This is a genomic window from Ralstonia sp. Ralssp135 (genome assembly GCF_047304345.1).
Classification (GTDB): domain Bacteria; phylum Pseudomonadota; class Gammaproteobacteria; order Burkholderiales; family Burkholderiaceae; genus Ralstonia; species Ralstonia chuxiongensis.
Map to the genome: position 1 here is coordinate 19,791 of NZ_JBGLYZ010000001.1, position 16,601 is coordinate 36,391.

General features: G+C 62.5%; 14 protein-coding genes. 9 read left to right on the top strand and 5 right to left on the bottom strand.

Translation table 11 applies throughout. From position 1 onward, the window contains the following. Positions 1 to 4 precede the first annotated feature (4 nt). A complete protein-coding gene (locus tag ACCD03_RS00120; protein WP_045203516.1) occupies positions 5 to 466 on the top strand; it encodes a flagella synthesis protein FlgN in 462 nt (153 codons plus the stop codon). 457 nt (positions 467 to 923) lie between these two features. Further along, the gene (locus ACCD03_RS00125) at positions 924 to 1,640 is read left to right on the top strand and encodes a response regulator transcription factor (RefSeq protein WP_082076022.1); all 717 of its coding nucleotides are present in this window, start codon (positions 924 to 926) and stop codon (positions 1,638 to 1,640) included. 124 nt (positions 1,641 to 1,764) lie between these two features. Here ACCD03_RS00125 and ACCD03_RS00130 read toward each other — a convergent pair whose 3' ends face one another. The 3 genes from ACCD03_RS00130 to ACCD03_RS00140 form a co-directional block, all read right to left on the bottom strand. After that, a complete protein-coding gene (locus tag ACCD03_RS00130; protein WP_045203518.1) occupies positions 1,765 to 2,826 on the bottom strand; it encodes a porin in 1,062 nt (353 codons plus the stop codon). 260 nt (positions 2,827 to 3,086) lie between these two features. After that, the gene (locus ACCD03_RS00135) at positions 3,087 to 3,815 is read right to left on the bottom strand and encodes a GntR family transcriptional regulator (RefSeq protein ID WP_413410413.1); all 729 of its coding nucleotides are present in this window, start codon (positions 3,813 to 3,815) and stop codon (positions 3,087 to 3,089) included. A 110-nt stretch (positions 3,816 to 3,925) separates the two neighbouring features. Beyond that, positions 3,926 to 4,216, bottom strand: coding sequence for an H-NS family nucleoid-associated regulatory protein (locus ACCD03_RS00140; RefSeq protein ID WP_004631395.1), 291 nt, complete (start codon positions 4,214 to 4,216; stop codon positions 3,926 to 3,928). A 467-nt stretch (positions 4,217 to 4,683) separates the two neighbouring features. Here ACCD03_RS00140 and ACCD03_RS00145 point away from each other — a divergent pair, with 467 nt between their 5' ends. Next, positions 4,684 to 5,043, top strand: a complete 360-nt coding sequence (locus ACCD03_RS00145; protein ID WP_413410414.1) for a hypothetical protein — start codon at positions 4,684 to 4,686, stop codon at positions 5,041 to 5,043. 138 nt (positions 5,044 to 5,181) lie between these two features. Continuing rightward, the gene (locus ACCD03_RS00150) at positions 5,182 to 7,851 is read left to right on the top strand and encodes an EAL domain-containing protein (protein WP_413410415.1); all 2,670 of its coding nucleotides are present in this window, start codon (positions 5,182 to 5,184) and stop codon (positions 7,849 to 7,851) included. A gap of 67 nt (positions 7,852 to 7,918) precedes the next feature. Here the strand turns inward: ACCD03_RS00150 and ACCD03_RS00155 are convergent, their stop codons facing one another. Both ACCD03_RS00155 and ACCD03_RS00160 read right to left on the bottom strand, forming a co-directional pair. After that, complete coding sequence (locus tag ACCD03_RS00155; RefSeq protein WP_009277078.1) at positions 7,919 to 8,122, bottom strand: hypothetical protein; 204 nt, start codon at positions 8,120 to 8,122, stop codon at positions 7,919 to 7,921. A gap of 795 nt (positions 8,123 to 8,917) precedes the next feature. Then, positions 8,918 to 9,529, bottom strand: coding sequence for a TetR/AcrR family transcriptional regulator (locus ACCD03_RS00160; RefSeq protein ID WP_325650719.1), 612 nt, complete (start codon positions 9,527 to 9,529; stop codon positions 8,918 to 8,920). Between the two features lie 279 nt (positions 9,530 to 9,808). Here ACCD03_RS00160 and ACCD03_RS00165 point away from each other — a divergent pair, with 279 nt between their 5' ends. The 5 genes from ACCD03_RS00165 (at position 9,809) to ACCD03_RS00185 (ending at position 16,323) form a co-directional block, all read left to right on the top strand. After that, a complete protein-coding gene (locus ACCD03_RS00165; RefSeq protein ID WP_413410416.1) occupies positions 9,809 to 11,089 on the top strand; it encodes an MFS transporter in 1,281 nt (426 codons plus the stop codon). A gap of 48 nt (positions 11,090 to 11,137) precedes the next feature. Continuing rightward, positions 11,138 to 11,944, top strand: coding sequence for a cyclase family protein (locus ACCD03_RS00170; protein WP_413410417.1), 807 nt, complete (start codon positions 11,138 to 11,140; stop codon positions 11,942 to 11,944). 3 nt (positions 11,945 to 11,947) lie between these two features. Then, on the top strand, positions 11,948 to 13,261 hold the full coding sequence (gene fahA, locus ACCD03_RS00175; protein WP_413410418.1) for a fumarylacetoacetase: 1,314 nt from the start codon (positions 11,948 to 11,950) through the stop codon (positions 13,259 to 13,261). Positions 13,262 to 13,453: 192 nt separating this feature from the next. Further along, positions 13,454 to 14,533: a porin gene (locus ACCD03_RS00180; protein ID WP_325650681.1), complete on the top strand. Its 1,080-nt coding sequence runs from the start codon at positions 13,454 to 13,456 to the stop codon at positions 14,531 to 14,533. Positions 14,534 to 14,610: 77 nt separating this feature from the next. Further along, on the top strand, positions 14,611 to 16,323 hold the full coding sequence (locus ACCD03_RS00185) for a CocE/NonD family hydrolase (protein WP_325650683.1): 1,713 nt from the start codon (positions 14,611 to 14,613) through the stop codon (positions 16,321 to 16,323). Positions 16,324 to 16,601: the final 278 nt, after the last annotated feature.

Genomic DNA, 16,601 nt, shown 5'->3' on the forward strand with positions numbered 1-16,601 from the left:
CACCATGGACAACACACTGCTGATCCGCACCCTTGCCGACGAGCAGGAACTGCTGCGCGCAGCCACCCTCACCCTGGATGCCGAAGCGCAGGCGTTGCGCGATGGCGACATGGTGGAACTCGAGCACATCACCCAGACCAAGCAGAAACAGCTCGCTGCGTTGGGCGAAGCCGACCGCGACCGCCGCCTGTGGTGGGCCCAGCACGGCGGCGCCGATCCGTACGGGCTGGTCAAATACCTGCGCACCGATGAAACCGCCAGCCGCCTGTTCGACGAAAACCTGGCCCTGGCCCGCCTGCTGCGCCAGCGCAACATCGACAACGGCACCCTGATTGACCTGCGCCTGCGTGCCACGCAGAACGCGCTGTCCGTCCTGCATGCTGCCAACAACGGCGGCGGCACACCCTACGGCCGCGACGGCAAACAACCGTTGTCGATGCCACGCTTCTCCGTCGTCGCGCAATAAGCCACCACAACACGTTTTTGGGTACAAAAGCCCCGCTTTACGCTTACGTCAATGGGCGTGAAGTGGGGCTAGCTGCTGCTGTCTGATCCTGCTATCTATAGGGGGGTCTAGCACACCACCGATCGGGGTAAACAAAAAGGTTTACATCCCATTGATGGGTGCAACAAGCATGCTGGGGATTTATTCTGCGATTTTGGCGGGGTTAATCCTCCGCGCCTGGCGACATAAACAAGAAAAACCGGAAGGAAATTGCGCCTGAATGGCGTGCCAAGGTTTCGGCCCGGCGGCACCGCACTGCGGTGACCGCCGGTTGAACGGGGAATATACCGAGACCGCACGCCAGAAGCATTTTCCACAAGCACGGCTGCATTGATTTTGGATCGAGTGGTCCAAATAGGCGCGGCAACAAGCTGATTCCGGAAATGGGCAAACAAACCATAACCAGACAGGCGGCGCAGTGAAATCAATCGTAGTGGAGGCACACCCTTTGGTGCGTGCCGGCGCGACCCATGTGTTGCAATCCTTGCCGGCCATCACCGAAGTGGTCAGCGTCGAGCCGGACGAAGCTCTCTTTGAAAACCTCGCGGCGCATGCGGACGCCGAACTGGCCCTGATCGGCCTGCCCTTACCCGGCATCGACGATCTGCCAGCCCTCTCCCGGCTGCTGCAACAGCCGCATCCCCGACATGTCGCCGTACTGGGCGAAACCGATTCCGCTGCGCATGTGCGTACGCTGATGCAATTGAATGTCTCGGCCTATCTGCTGAAAAGCTATTCCGGCAAATTGATTGCAGCGGCATTGGAATTGGTGCTCGCCGGCGGCCGTTATGTGCCGGCGTCGATCGTGCTGACACGGCCTGAAGCCATTGCGGCAGGTTCTGCCAACGGTAATGACGATGGCGCGTTACTCGGCCTGACGCAGCGTCAATATGAGATTCTCGTCTTGCTCTCGCGCGGGCATCCGGTCAAAACCATCAGCCGCATGCTGAGTATTTCCGAGGCGACGACCAAGGCGCATATCAACGCGCTGTATCGCCGGCTTGAAGTGCGCAGCCGTACCGAGGCTGTCTTCGTGGCCACGCAGCGCGGCGCCATGCTGCTGAATCAGCCAAACATTGGAGCCGAGGCCCCAGCGCCGCTCTCGCCGCCGTTGCGCCTGGCGCGCACCGGCTGACGCCGCCGCCCTTTCGGTTTTTCCACATAACAAAAAACGGCGCCCGGAATCCGGACGCCGTTGCAAATGCCCGCCCACGCTGTCGAGACGTGGGCGGTGACAAGGAAAAGCAGAACGCGAAGGCTTAGAACTTTGCGCGGATGCCTACACCGAAGGTGTCAGCCGTCGAGAGGTCCGACACCTTGTCGCGGAAGTAAGCCGCATACACATCGGTGCGCTTGGACAACGAATAGTCGTAGCCCACCGCCCAGGTGTTGCGCTTCACGTCAGCCGCACCTGAGGTCTTCGTGTAGGCATACGATGCCAGCACGGCGCCCGGGCCCACCGGAATCGACACGCCCAGCTGACCGCCGTTGCTCTTCGCGTCGCCGGTGCTGATCGTGTTCTTGATGTACTGGTATTGGCCGTACAGCTTGACCACGCCAAAGTCATACGTGGCACCCAACTGCCCCGCCGTCTGGCGCGCAAAACCAGCCACCAGGCTGTTCAGGTCACCAGGCGCGCCGTCGTAGCGCACCTGCTGGAACGCCGCCGTTGCTGCAAAGTTGCCACGGAAGTACAGCAGGCTGCCGCCCCACTTGTTCTGACCGTTGTGGCCGGCTTGCTCGCCCGCGCCGTAGATCAGGTTGGCCGTCAGGCCGCCCATGTCCGGCGTGGAATACATGATCGAGTTGTCCCAGCCCGAATCCCCCACCAGGCCCGAGATACCTGCGGCGCCCGTACGGCCGTTGCCGAGGTAGGTGTGGAACACCATCGGCGAGAACGTGTAAGAATCGATGAACGGATTAAACAGGATCGTCGAAACGAAGTACGGCGGGGTGTTACGGCCGAGCTTGATCGAGCCCCAGCTGTTCGACTGCAGACCGACAAACGAATTACGGGCGAAGAAGTGGTCACCATCAAAACGGCCCGACTTGCCCGTGTCAGGACGGAAGAACGCTTCCAGCGTGAAGATCGCCTTCAGGCCGTTACCCAAATCTTCGCTGCCCTTCATGCCCCAGTACGACGTCGACATGCCGCCCGAGTTGACGCCCCAGGCGCGGTCCTGGCCCAGGTTCTTGGTGGCGCCCGCCCAGGCATCCACCTGGCCATACAGCGTCACAGACGATTGGGCCTGCGCCGCGCCTGCAGTCAGGGCCGCCGCGGCAGCCAGTGCGGCCAGCGAAAAACGTCGCTTGAGTTGCATTGTTGATTTCTCCCTCTTGTGGTTCCGATGTGTTGAATCGACTGAATCAGCTTTGAGGCGGCAGGTGGCTCAACCCACTGCTGCTGAGATGGCGCCATGAATGCAACAGCCGTGCCAATACGTTGTCGGCAAAGCGTCGCTTCACAAATAAATACGTTTTCTGGGGAAGGGGCGCAGACTAGCTTGAATACTTTAGGCGGACAAGTCCCCATCGCGGGGTGTGTGGCGCCGTTTCTGCACCGGTCTGGCGCAGTGCGCTTTCAGTCGTTTTGGAGCACGCGGATGTCGACTTCGCGCGTGTAGCGCTCGGGGGAAAAATCGCAGTACGTGAGGGAGATCGGCACGTCGGCCACGCTGTAGCCGATGCGGCGCACGCGCACCAGGGGCACACCCGCTTCCACACCGAGCTGCGCAGCCTGGTGGGCATCGGACACACAGGCAAGCGGCGCCTCGCGTGAGCGCGCGATAGTCAGGTTGGCGCGCTGGAAGACCTGCACGAACAGGCGATCTTCAAAGTCGCGCGCCTCAAGCATCGCCGCAAGCCGGGACGTCAGCCACGTGCGCAGCAGCATGATCGGCTGCCCGTCTACCTGGGCACGCCGCTCGACAAACGCCACCTGCGCGCCCACCGCCAGATCAAGCGCTGCGGCCACGGTCTCGTCGGCCGCCTCCAGCCGAAATGCACTGACCGTATAGACGGCGCCCGGGACGTATTCCAGCGCTGCGTCGGACTGGCCCGGCGCGTACAGCACCGGCCGATGCGGTCCCACGCGATCGAGCACCACGCTCCGCTGCCCCCGCGAGCGCCGGAGCAGCCCGCGCGCCGCCAGTTCATTCAGCGTGCGGCGCGCCGTCAAGCGCGATACGCCGTAGCGCTGGGCGACTTCGTTCTCGCTGGGCGCGATGCTGCCCGCCGGCAGCGTTCCGTGCAGGATGTCGAGCCGAATGCGGTCGGCCAGTTCGAGGTATTTGGGCAGGCGTGGCGTCATGCCGTCGTTATACAGGAACGATCATCGGGCGCAGCAATGCAAATGGCCCACCGGGCAGGTGGGCCATTTGCATTGCACGCTTGCGCGCGCGTCAGGCAGAGCCTGGCAGATCAGGCGATCAGGAATTTATCGCGGTTCTTGCCGATCCAGGCCGGAGCACGGCCGCGGCCGGACCACGTTGCGCCCGTCTTCGGGTCACGGTACTTGGCCGGCACCGGCGCTTTCGCACCGGCACGGCGGCCGCGACGCTGAGCCAGGCCCAGGTCTTCAGCCGTCAGGCCATATTCGGCAACCGTCTGGCGCACTTGCTGGATCACCGCTTCCAGCTCCTTGGCACGCGCAGTTTCGATCTGCTCTTCCAGTTTGGCCTTTTGTGCAACCAATTCCTTGTATGTCGCCATATGCGCTCCCAATAGATTCTGGTGTGAAGTCTGGTGTGGATCAGATATTAGATCAATTGTATTCATAACTGAAATCAAATTTCAACGTTTTTGATCCTGCCCCTTCAAACCGCGCCACTAAGCCGGGAATCAACTCGTGACACACCGGATGCTCAGTTTCAACCGGAGAGTCGGATTGACGTGTCGGATTAGCGTACGCGATCATGCAAGGCCGCAAACTGGTATCGCGCTGCATTTCAGTGCCACCACCATAGCAAGCGCCGCCGGGTCCCGCAATTCCGGCTTTTGTCGCAAGCTTCACTCTGCAGCATCGCAGCAGTACAGCAAACGCAATATCAATTCATACGCAAGCCGCCGCCCAGGTGTGCCATTGCACCGCAATGGCGCTCGCCATGGCATGCCAATTTGGCTTGGTCGTAAAACGATTCAAAGCACCACCTCCCAGGTTGCAGTTGGATGAGACAACGATGAATTCGCTCTTGCCACGTCGTTTTTACTCTCTGCTTTTGGTCTTTGGCGCGCTGGTCGGCTCCCTGTTTGTTGCCGCGACGCTTTTCTTTCCCGAATGTTCTGTCGAACGGATCAGCGCTTATTTGATCCTGACAATGGGAACATGCGTTTTGATGTGTGCAATCGGATTGGCACTGACGCATCGCTGGATCGATCAGCACTTCACCGTGCAGGAAAGTGGAAATGGCCGGGATTCCGAAATGGAACCAGCGCCGCCAGCCAAGCCACGGCAAACCGATTTGAAACCCGCCACCCACCCGAACAACATCGGGACCGACAAACCAAATCCGCAATGTGTTGTATCGGCCACAAACTAGGCTTTGCGCCGCGCACGACTTTTGCGCATCATGAAGAGCATTGCCCTCGGCTTCCGGTAGCCGGCGTTCTCGTGGCCAGCGTCGCCCGAGGTCCATGCTGAGTGAGATATTGGGCAATACCTCAGGTTGGAGCGTGGGATGCCAGACGAAATTTCCTACCCGTTGTCGGCGCAAAGCCTTCCGGTTCCGCTCTATGTGGTGCTCGAAGGCCGCATCGTCTTTGCCAATGCAGCCGGCGTTTGCATGGTGCGGGCGCTTTCGTCCGACCAACTGCTCGGCGAGCCCTTTTCGCGCTTCTTCCAAGACGTGCCCGCCTGGCTCGAGACCCATACCGGCGGCGACGCCGATGCAAGCCCGCCCGATGCTGGCGCCACGTCGGCGGCGCAACTTGTCTCCGCCCTTTGCGCAGGCGACTCCAACGAGGTGGTCAGCGTTCGGCTGACGGTCACGCCAACCCGCTTTGACGGGCTGCCGGCGCAGCAGGTTGTCGTGCACGGCTTGCCGCTGCCGCTCGATGCGCAGCTGCCGGGCAAGGCCGGCGAACGCGTGCTCAGCGCCGAGGCCATTGGTGCCGCGCTGCCGCACGAGCATCTCGATCATCTGCTTTCCACACTGCCGTCCGCCGCCTCGCTGGGCGAGCGGCTGCATGCTGCGCTGCGGGCGCTGGAAGCAGCGTTGCCATCGACGCTCTGCGTGGTGGTGCGTGTCGTCTCCGGGCGCGCGAGGCTCTATGGCACGCAGCGCGCCCGGGCGAAGCTGGCATTGCGCGACGATCGTGCAGCGCACCTGGCCACCGCAGCGCAGGGTGAATTCGATATCGAACTGGCACGCATCGCGCCACTGCTCAATGAGCTGGCGCCCATCGAGCTGATTCGCGAAACCAATGCGCCCACAGCTGTGCGCGAAGCGCTCGTGCGCGTGTTGGATACCGCGCAGCCGACATGGCTGTGCCGTATCCCGGCGCAGCATGGCGGCATGGCCGTCGCCGATGATCTGCTCTGCCTCTTCTTCCCAACGGCCAACCCGACCGACGACGCAACGTTGCGCGCCGAGTGCGGCCGCTACATCGCCGCGCTGGTCAAGCTGCTGCGCCTGGAGAATGAATATCGCCAGTCCCGCGAGCTGCGCGATCAGTACCGGCTGGTCGTCAATCATTTGAGCGAGGGCGTGCTGACGCTGTCCACCGATGGCCGCGTGCTGTCGTACAACCGCAGCGCGGCCGAGATCCTGCGCATGTCGGGCCCGTCATGGAAAGGCCGCCCGCGTGTGGCACTGAACGACATGATGTTGGGCGAAGACGGCGCCATCCTGCCGCGCGCCGCATGGCCCTCCACGCTGGCCGCCCGCACGGGGCGCGCGATCAGCAACGTCGTCGTGGGCGTGCCGGCTGGCAATGGGCAGATCGTGTGGCTGCGTGAATCGGTGCTGCCGATGTTCTCGCCAGACAGCGCATCACCGCATGCGGTGCTGGTCATCTTTACCGACATCACGGCCGAGCGGTCCGCCTACGAGCAACTTCGCCTGCTGGAGACCAAGGATTCGCTCACGGGTCTGCCCAATCGGGCGGCGTTCATCGAGCGGCTCGATGCGCGGCTGACGCTGCCGTCCACGGGGGAATCAGCGCTGCTGTATATCGGGCTGGACCACTTCAAAACCGTGAACGAGGCGATGGGGCACCACGTGGGCAACCAGGTGCTGAACATGGCGGCGCAGCGCATCCGCACCCAGGCGGGCCAGCGCGCGTTGCTGGCCCGCCTGGGTGGCGACCAGTTCTGCGTGGCCATCGATGACCCGACTGCCGCCGACACGCTCGCGCAACAGGTGCTCGACGCACTGGCCCGCCCCTTTACCGGCGGCGAGCGCGAGGTGCATCTGTCAGCCAGCATTGGCGTGGCGGCCTACCCGGAAGACGGCGCCGATGCGGCTTCGCTGGTCAGCCATGCTGAAGCCGCCATGTACCGCGCCAAGGAAAACGGTCGCAACCGCATCACCCGGTATTCGCGCGCGCTGGAAACACAGATGCTGCGCCGCTTCACGCTCAACGAGCGCATGCGGCGTGCGCTGGGGCGCGGTCAGGTGCGGCTGGTGTATCAACCCAAGTACGCGCTGGAATCTGGCGAACTGGTGGCGGTCGAAGCGCTGATGCGGTGGTCCGACCCCGAGCTGGGCGCGGTGTCGCCCACCGAGTTCATCGACGTGGCGGAGGAGTCGGGCTACATCCTCGAACTCGGCCGCTGGGCGCTCATGCAAGCCTGCGCGCAGGGCGAGGCATGGGCGCGCAAGTTCGGCTTCACGGGCCGCATGGCGGTCAACGTGTCCGCGCGGCAGTGCGATGCCGGCGTGATCGAGCGCGACGTCGACGAGGCACTCAAGTCCTCAGGCATGGCGCCGGGCCGACTGGAGCTTGAATTGACGGAAAGCGTGCTGCTGGCCGACCGGCAATCGACACAGCGTCTGCTGATGAGTCTGGCCGCGCGGGGCGTGCGCATCTCGCTCGATGATTTCGGCATCGGGTTCTCGTCGCTGTCGTATCTGCGCAGCTTGCCGATCCACAACATCAAGATCGATCGATCGTTCATCAGCGGCGTACCCGGGGTGGCCGACTGCGTGGCACTCACCAAGACCATCATCGCAATGGCCCGCGCACTGAACATGACGGTCACGGCCGAAGGTGTGGAGACCCCCGAGCAATCGGCGTTCTTGTCCGCGCATGCATGCGACGAAGTGCAGGGCTTCCTGTTTGGGCGACCCCTTGAAGTGTCTGCACTGGAAGAGTTGCTGCGCACCCGAAGCCGCGCGCAGGCATAAAAAAACGGACCAAAGGTTTAACCTCGGGTCCGTTTCTTTTCAGTTCGACGCCCAGGTCGAACCGAAATCAACGCGTCGATACGTTGCCCACCAGGCCGCCCAGCGCGGCGCCGCCCAGCGTAGCACCGGGGCCGCCAATCAAGGCTGCGCCGGCCAAGCCACCCACACCCGCACCAATGGCGGTATTACGTTGACGTGCCGTCATGTCGGCACAGCCGGTTGCAGTCAGCAGCGTGGCACCGGCCAGCAGAATCGTCAGTACCCGAACCATGTTCTTCTCCTTGAATGCGTCGGTCGCGATCAGCCATCGCGTATCGGAAGTCTGGCCAACGGGCGCTCAATATGCTGTTTCAAGTTGTAATCAATCGTTGCAATGTGCAGACCGGCGTCTCCCGACAATCCCCTGCCACATTCGCGAGCAGCGCCGATCAAAACCCGTCACCACGCGGGTCGGATGATGTTTCCCACAGACTTATCCACATGTTCTGTGCATAACCTGCCCAAACGGCGAAGACCCAAGTCACAAAAGGGCTTGACGGGTTTGTGCAAACGTGCAGATCACGTAAAACGTATGCGCGCGGGGTGAGTTATCCACATCGAAGGGGCCTGTTACATCGTGCAACAAACCCTTGTACGTCAAATGCTTGCGGGAGGTTCTGCAAGCGGTGCGCGCGATGCTGTGGACAAGTTGCGTCGACCGAAAACGCGGCGTCAAGCCGGTCGATCAGTTCGAGATACAGGGCGCTGGGGCCACCCGTGAAGCCTTACTGGGTCCGGCGTATTCGAAACTAATCGATGATGAGGAGAATATGAGGCTATGACGGGTTATCGAGTATCGCCGCATGCAGCATAGATAGGCGCAATCAGCCGTCCCGGGGGGCGCTAGACCCATGCCTATGCCTCGGCACCTTTTCGGTAGATTGGCGCGCGCACTGGCCGCTCCGCGTTATCAAGGAACAAACCGCCAACTATTTCGTGCAACAGCAAGTCCCGCTCTTGATTCCGACTTTTTGGGACTAAGACGATGGGCGGTTCCCATTACGAGTAGCCTCACCGCGCCGTTCGGCTACGTACGGCCAGCCCCAGCGCGAATTCCCGCCGCGATGAAGTTCACCAGATAGTCCGCCTTACGTCGCAAGTCGCCGGCCTTGACCTTGCCACCCGAGATACGTTCGATGCGGCGATCGAACACACTCATCACCAGGGCTCCGACAGCAAACAGGTATGCCCAGTGCGCGTAGCTGGCGGAATGACCCGGCAATGCCTTCCTGATCGCACGGACGAATTCCACCGCAAACGGATCAAAGTAGTCCGAAACGATGCCCCGCTCCGCTTCACGGGGATCGGAGGCCTCGCGCGCGACCAGCTTTGCGTAGGCCAAGCCGGCCTCCGTAGTCTGCAGTTGCATCATCGGTACGACGAAGGCACGGACGATATGCTCGAGCGGGTCTTCGCCAGCGACGACAGGCTCCCGCAAGGCCGCTAGCCGGGCCTCGAGCACGGTCTTGCGACGCTCAAACAGAGCGCGATACAGGTTTTGCTTGGTCTCAAAGTGATAGACGATCAACGGCAGTCCGACCTCGGCCGCCGTGGCGATATCACGCATCGATACGCCGTCGAAACCGCCTTCAGCAAACAGACGCTCTGCCGCATCCAGCACCCGTTCGCGCTTGCTCACCTCTCCGGCCGGCTGCGGCTCGGCCCGGGCCTGCGCCCGCGCCTTTCCCGGCGCCTTGGATACCACCCTCGGCGTTTCTCCGCCCCGCATGCTGCCCCCCAATAAAGAAGTTCGATTGTAGCGAACGTCACTCCGCCCTCGCAGCGCACCACGTTTACCCCAATGCAAAACCATACTGAACGATCGTACAGTCAGCATTAAATAAAAACTGATCGATCGTACAGTCAGTTCACATTCGACATCCGCCAGCTAAGTGGCATCGAACCAGGAGACCACACCGTGACCCCCACCCCCGCCTCCTCGAAGTGGCGTGTGCTGATTGGCTGCTTCTTGAGCTACATGTTCGACGCGGTGGACATCATCGTCCTCGCCATCGCCATGCCAGCGATCACGACATCGTTGCACATCACGCAGGCGCAGGCAGGCCTGCTTGCCACGGCCACGTTGCTTGGTGTCGGACTTAGCAGTGTGGTGCTGGGACGGTTGGCCGACACGCTGGGGCGCAAGACCGCCATGCTGTTCTCACTGGCTTGCTTCGGTGGGCTGACTATGACCATCGCCGGCGTTGCCGACTGGCGCGTCATTCTGGCGCTGCGCTTTCTCTCCGGGCTGGGCATGGGTGGTGTCTGGAGCACTGCAGCAGCCCTCGTTAACGAAACCTGGCCGGCCCAGCAGCGCGGACGCGCGACCGCATTCGTGCTCAGCTCATTTTCGGTCGGTGGTGCACTGGCGGCAGCGGTATCGTCCTACGTGCTGCCGGTGTATGGATGGCGCACTCTGTTCTTCGTCTGCGGCGTGGCAGTAGCGACTGCGATGGTCTATGTGTGGCTACTAGTGCCTGAATCGCAAGTCTGGCTCGATCAACGACACAGCAAATCGTCCACCAGCGCAACCAGCCACCGAACGGGCAATCTCGCTGAGATTTTCTCACCCGGCCTGTTGCGAATCACTGTACTTGGCACCCTGACCTCAACGTTGGCGCTCTCCGCATACTGGGGTGCCTCGACCTGGTTGCCGACCTATCTGGTCAAGGAGCGCGGCCTTGATGTCGCCACCATGGCCCGCTTCATGGTCCTACTCAACGTGGGCATGTTTGTCGGATACCAGGTCTTCGGTCTGCTGGCTGACCGCATCGGCAAACAACGCGCGGTGATTGTGTCGCTGGTGGGCAGCGGACTGACACTGCCGATCTACACGCTCGCAACGGGCCATACCACCTTGCTGCTGCTCGGCCCCGTCTTTGCGTTCTTCCAGGCCTTCGCCGGCGTGGTGGGCTCCTACTTCCCAGAACTGTTTCCCACCCGCGTGCGCGCGACAGGCGCTGGCTTCTGCTTCAACGCTGGCCGCGGCTTCTCCGCCGTCGCACCGCTGGCCCTGGGTTCAGCCGCGATTGCGTTCGGATTTGCCACATGCATCGCGGTGTGCGGCTTGCTGTTCATGCTTTCCGCTGCGGTCGTCGCTTTGTTGCCACGCGACGCGGCAGGCAAGGATATCGGCGCCGCTGGCGATCTCATTCATCTACCCGGCGGTGACGCCAACCCTACCCTCGACGTGCATTGACTGGCACGCGCTCCGTTCTTGCACATTGCCAACAAGGAACACTCAACCATGACGCGCCGCTTCGTCGACCTTTCGATCTATCTGGAGAACGACGTCATCTCCGACCCGCCTGGCTACGGCCCCAAGATCGAGTACCTATCTCATTGCTCCACTGCCGAACAGGTCACGAGCTTTTTCCCGGGGCTGAAGCCCGCCGACCTGCCGGAGAGCGAAGGCTGGGCCATCGAGCACATCCAACTCAGCACGCACAACGGCACGCACCTGGATGCGCCTTACCACTTCCACAGCACGATGAATGAGTCGATAGGCGAGCCTGAGCGCGCTATCACCATCGACGAGGTACCTCTCGAGTGGTGCTTCCAGCCAGGCGTGAAGCTGGACTTCACCGGCCTGGACGACGGCTACGTGGTCACCGCTGCCGACATCAAGGCGGAACTCGCGCGCATCGACCACGAGCTCAAGCCGCTGGAGATCGTCGTGGTCAACACAAGCGCCGGAAAGCGCTATGGCCAGACCGACTATGTTTCCTCGGGCTGCGGCGTCGGACTCGACGCCACCATGTACCTCCTTGAGCATGGTGTACGCCTCACCGGTACCGATGCCTGGAGCTGGGATGCGCCGTTCGTGCACACGGCGAAGAAGTATGCGGAATCACATGACGCCTCGCTGATATGGGAAGGCCATAAGGCGGGCCGCAACATCGGCTACTGCCACCTGGAGAAATTGCACAACCTGGAGGTGCTGCCGCCGCACGGCTTCTATATCTCCTGCTTCCCGCACAAGATTCGCGGTGCCTCGGCCGGCTGGACGCGCGCCGTTGCCATTTTCGACGATGCCCTGAACGCCGAGTGGTGACACATGGAACTGAACCACACGCATGATGCCTCCCGCCGCAGCTGGCTAGAGCAGGCCAATGCGCCAGTCAGCGACTTCCCGCTACAGAACCTGCCGCTGTGCATATTCCGGCGCAAAGACAATGCCGAAGCCTGGCGTGGTGGAGTCGCCATCGGTGACCAGATCGTCGACCTAGCGGCGCTGCAGTCGACCACATGTCTGCAGGACCACGCCGCGGTGGCCGTGCGGGCTGCGGCGGAACCGACTCTGAACGCGCTGCTCGACCTGGGCTCCGGTGCTTGGCAAGCACTGCGCCACGGACTCTTCGCGTTGTTGCAATCGGGCAGTGCGCACGAGCAGCGCGTGCGCGAGACACTCGTTCCGCAGTCGGAAGCTGAGTACGCAGTACCAGTACGCATCGGCGACTACACGGACTTCTACACCTCACTCGACCACGCGGTGAACTGTTGCCGCCAGTTCGGCATCGAGGTCAACCCCAACTTCGAATGGTTGCCGATCGCCTATCACGGCCGCGTATCGTCGATTGGCGTCAGCGGCCAACAAGTCTATCGGCCGATGGGGCAGACCCGTCCGGATCCGGCCGGCGCGCCCGTGCACGGACCTTGCCAGCGACTCGACTACGAGCTGGAAGTGGGCGCGGTGATCGGCACCGGTAACCCACGCGGCACGCCCATCCCTCTGGCGGAGGCGCAAGAGCACATCTTCGGCTTGTGCCTGCTGAACGATTGGTCCGCGCGTGACATCCAGACCTGGGAGATGCAACCGCTTGGGCCCTTCCTCGCCAAGAATTTCGCAACCACGTTGTCGCCCTGGATCGTCACGCTCGAAGCCCTGTTGCCTTACCGCACGAGCTGGACGCGCGCCCCGGAGCGGCCACAACCGCTCGACTATCTGTGCTCGGCCGACAACGCCGCCGCCGGCGCCTTCGACATCCAGCTGGAGGTGTCGATCCTCAGCGCACGCCAACTCGCCCAGGGCAAGCAAGCGCGCCCGCTGACTCGCACCAGCTTCCGCCACCAGTACTGGACGTTGGGTCAGATGATCGCCCACCACACCGTGGGGGGATGCAACCTCCAGGGCGGTGACCTACTGGGCAGCGGCACCGTCTCGGGCCCCAGTTCCGGCGAAGCCGGGGCGCTGATCGAACTCACTGTGTCGGGCACGCGGCCGGTGCCGATCGGTGACGGCGAACAGCGCGGCTTCCTCGAAGACGGGGACACGGTCGTGTTCCGCGGCTGGTGCGAGCGCCAAGACTTCGCGCGGATCGGCTTCGGTCTCAACTACGCCACCGTGCTGCCACCGCCGGCATTCAACTAACGATCCCACGGGCGTTGGCGGTGCGACGACATGCACCGCTCCAGGCCGTCAGCCGCGGCGCAGCTCGAATCGAAGACTGAACACCTCGCACAGCTCGCAGGGTGAAAGGTTGCCGTCACCGGTCAGCCTTCTTACCTGCTGGGCTGCCTTGCTCTTTTGGTGTGAACGTAGTCAATAAAAGGAGGAGACCAATTGAAAAAGACACCACAGACCCACATTGCACCGAGCGGCAAAGCCGCCAGCAAACCCACAAACCCATCGAAAACACGGCGCATGACACGATGCTACGTGCTCGCCCTGCTTGCGCTGCCTTGCGCCGCGCACGCAGACAGCCTGCAGTTGTACGGTCTGGCGGACACCTATGTCGGCGTGACTCACCTGAGCGGTGAACAAGCGACGCTCGGCGTGCAAAGCGGTGGGCTGACAACGTCCTTCTGGGGTATGACCGGAACCGAAGATCTCGGCTCGGGGCTGAAGGCGAACTTCCGTCTTGAGGGGTTCTTTCTCGCAGATACGGGCGCCAATGGGCGCGCGCCCTCGGATGGCCTTTTTGCCCGGAATGCTTACGTTGGCTTGGAGAATGGCTTTGGCGAGGTTCGCTTCGGTCGGCTTGCAAATCCGATGTTTCTGGCGACAGCGCTCTTCGACGTGTTTTCGGGGTCCACAAAGCTGTCGCCGCTCTTGAACGTGCTGTGGACACCGCAGGAGGGCAGATACATTGCTGGCGACACGGTGTGGAGCAATGCCATCGGATACTACTCGCCAGAGGTAGCCGGATTCTCCTTCCGGGGCTTGTATAGCCTAGGTGAACAGCCGGGCACGAACACGCAGAACAACGCCGTCGGCATGTTGCTTTACGATCGCGGACCTTTTTCGGCAACCTTCGCAATCCAGAAAGCGCGTATCGGCCCCGGCCTTCCCACGGGAAGCTGGGCTCAGACCACCACGATTGGCGGGCTCTCCTATGATTTCCACGCCATCAAGTTGCTCACAGAATATGCACGCACCAGCACGAGCGGGGCGTCGATGACAACGGACACGATCCAAGTGGGTGCTCAGATTCCGGTGGGTAGCGGGAAAATCCTGGCCTCCGCAGTGTCCTCGCGGGTGCGCAGCGATGTCATGCCGAGCTATCGGCGTCATGGACTTGCCGCCGGCTATGACTACAGCTTGTCGAAGCGGACAGACATCTACGCAACGACGATGCTCGACAAGATCACCGGTAAAGGCTGCGGCACCACGCTTGCGCTGGGTATGCGCCACAAATTCTAACGACGCATCGGTGTCCGGACTTGGAGATAAGTCCGGCACCACTTGACCTTATGACATCGGCCATTCAGGAGACAGACATGCAAGTTGATTGGGATGTGGAAATTCCCATGGACGACGGGTCGGTCGTCCGCGCGGACGTATTTCGGCCGGAGGGCGAAGGGCGCTATCCCGTCCTCATGTCCTGCGGGCCGTACGGGAAAGGGTTGGCGTTCCAGGAAGGCTATCCGGCACAGTGGAAGTCGCTCGTCGCGCAATGGCCGGAAATCCTGAAAGGAAGCTCCGGCCGTCACGCGAACTGGGAAACGGCGGACCCAGAACGCTGGGTGCCCCTGGGCTATATCTGCATCCGGGTGGATTCGCGCGGCGCGGGCCGCTCGCCGGGCGTCATCGATATCTTCTCGCCGCGCGAGATCCAGGACTTTCACGACTGCATCGAGTGGGCAGCCCGGCAGCCCTGGAGCAACGGCAAGATCGGCCTGGCTGGCGTGTCCTACTACGGCGTCACCCAGTGGCTGGCGGCCGCCAAACGCCCGCCGCACCTGGCGGCGATCTGCCCCTTCGAAGGCTTCTCGGATTTCTACCGCGACGGTTGCCGGCATGGCGGCATCCTCAACACCTTCTTCGAAGCCTGGTATCCCAAGCAGGTGGAAAACGTGCAGCACGGCCTGGGCTCGCGGGGCCGGGTGAATCCAAACAACGGGGTGCCAATTTCCGGTCCCGAGGAGCTGAGCGAAGAGGAGTTACTCAGCAACCGCGTGGACGTCGGTGCGCAGTTGCTGGACGCGGAGCTCATCACCGCCCCCTACTATGAAGGGCGCCGCGCCAACCTCGCGGCGGTCGAGGTTCCGGTGCTCAGTTGCGCCAACTGGGGCGGCCATGGCCTGCACCTGCGCGGCAACGTCGAAGGCTGGCTGGGGGCCGCCTCGAAGCAGAAGTGGCTGGCATTCCACGGCCGCGAGCACTGGACCGAGTTCTACACGGACTACGGCGTCGCGCTCCAGCAGCGCTTCTTCGATTACTTCCTCAAGGGTGAGGACAATGGCTGGGACACCGAGCCGCCGATCCGCATGCAGGTGCGCCATGTCGACCGCTTCGTCGAGCGCTTCGAACAAGAGTGGCCGCTAGCCCGCACGGAGTGGACTCGCTTGTATCTCGACGCAAGCCACGGCGCGTTGCGACCGCAGCAAGCCACCGCAGGCTCCGCAGCCACCTACGACGGCCTGACTGGCAAGGTGGACTTCAGCACGACGCCCTTCGAGCGCGACACCGAGGTGACCGGGCCGCTGGCCGCGACGTTGTACGTCTCCACGACGGCTCGGGACATTGACCTCTTCCTCACCGTGCGTGCCTTTGCGCCAGACGGCAAGGAGTACCTCATCGTGGGCGCCGTGGAGGCGAACGCTCCACTGGCGCAGGGGTGGTTGCGGGTCTCGCACCGCAAATTGGACGAGAAAGCCTCCAAGCCCTACCGCCCCGTGCACGCGCACGACGAAATCCAGTTGCTGACGCCGGGTCAGGTCTACGAAGTACAAGTCGAGATTTTGCCGATGTGCTTTGTGTTTCCGGCCGGCTGGCGGCTCGTGCTCACGGTGGGCGGCTCCGACTTCCAGCATGACCTGCCCGGGCCCTATCCGCAGATCTACGGCAAGGAGATGCGCGGCTGCTCAGTACTGTTGCATGACAGCCCGCAGGACCGCACACCCCAGCGCTTCGGTGGGCAAACGATGATCCACACGGGTGGCGAACATCCGTCGTACCTGCTGGTGCCCGTGATTCCTTGCAGGCGCTGACAGGAGCTACTCATGTTCGTCACACGCCGCCACATGCTCGCGCGCGCAGACGCCACGTGCGCTACCGCTGCACTTCAGCCCTGACGAGCCGCACCCGGGGCAGCAGGCGGGGCCCGCCCGGACGGTCAGACTGATCAACATTTGGACCACAAGAAAGACCGCCGGACGGGCCCAGCGTAAGCCTGTGGTCGCACTGGGCGAAGTCCCCCCAAAAAAAAGACCCTCTTTCGTTTGCCATCATTACCGACGATACGATCCGCGGCCGGAAATATCGGTAG

Bases quoted from the DNA above. Each gene is read 5' to 3' on its own strand.
- ACCD03_RS00120 (WP_045203516.1), top strand. From the start codon at position 5: ATGGACAACACACTGCTGATCCGCACCCTTGCCGACGAGCAGGAACTG.
- ACCD03_RS00130 (WP_045203518.1), bottom strand. From the start codon at position 2,826: ATGCAACTCAAGCGACGTTTTTCGCTGGCCGCACTGGCTGCCGCGGCG.
- ACCD03_RS00135 (WP_413410413.1), bottom strand. From the start codon at position 3,815: ATGACGCCACGCCTGCCCAAATACCTCGAACTGGCCGACCGCATTCGG.
- ACCD03_RS00140 (WP_004631395.1), bottom strand. From the start codon at position 4,216: ATGGCGACATACAAGGAATTGGTTGCACAAAAGGCCAAACTGGAAGAG.
- ACCD03_RS00145 (WP_413410414.1), top strand. From the start codon at position 4,684: ATGAATTCGCTCTTGCCACGTCGTTTTTACTCTCTGCTTTTGGTCTTT.
- ACCD03_RS00150 (WP_413410415.1), top strand. From the start codon at position 5,182: ATGCCAGACGAAATTTCCTACCCGTTGTCGGCGCAAAGCCTTCCGGTT.
- ACCD03_RS00155 (WP_009277078.1), bottom strand. From the start codon at position 8,122: ATGGTTCGGGTACTGACGATTCTGCTGGCCGGTGCCACGCTGCTGACT.
- ACCD03_RS00170 (WP_413410417.1), top strand. From the start codon at position 11,138: ATGACGCGCCGCTTCGTCGACCTTTCGATCTATCTGGAGAACGACGTC.
- fahA (WP_413410418.1), top strand. From the start codon at position 11,948: ATGGAACTGAACCACACGCATGATGCCTCCCGCCGCAGCTGGCTAGAG.
- ACCD03_RS00185 (WP_325650683.1), top strand. From the start codon at position 14,611: ATGCAAGTTGATTGGGATGTGGAAATTCCCATGGACGACGGGTCGGTC.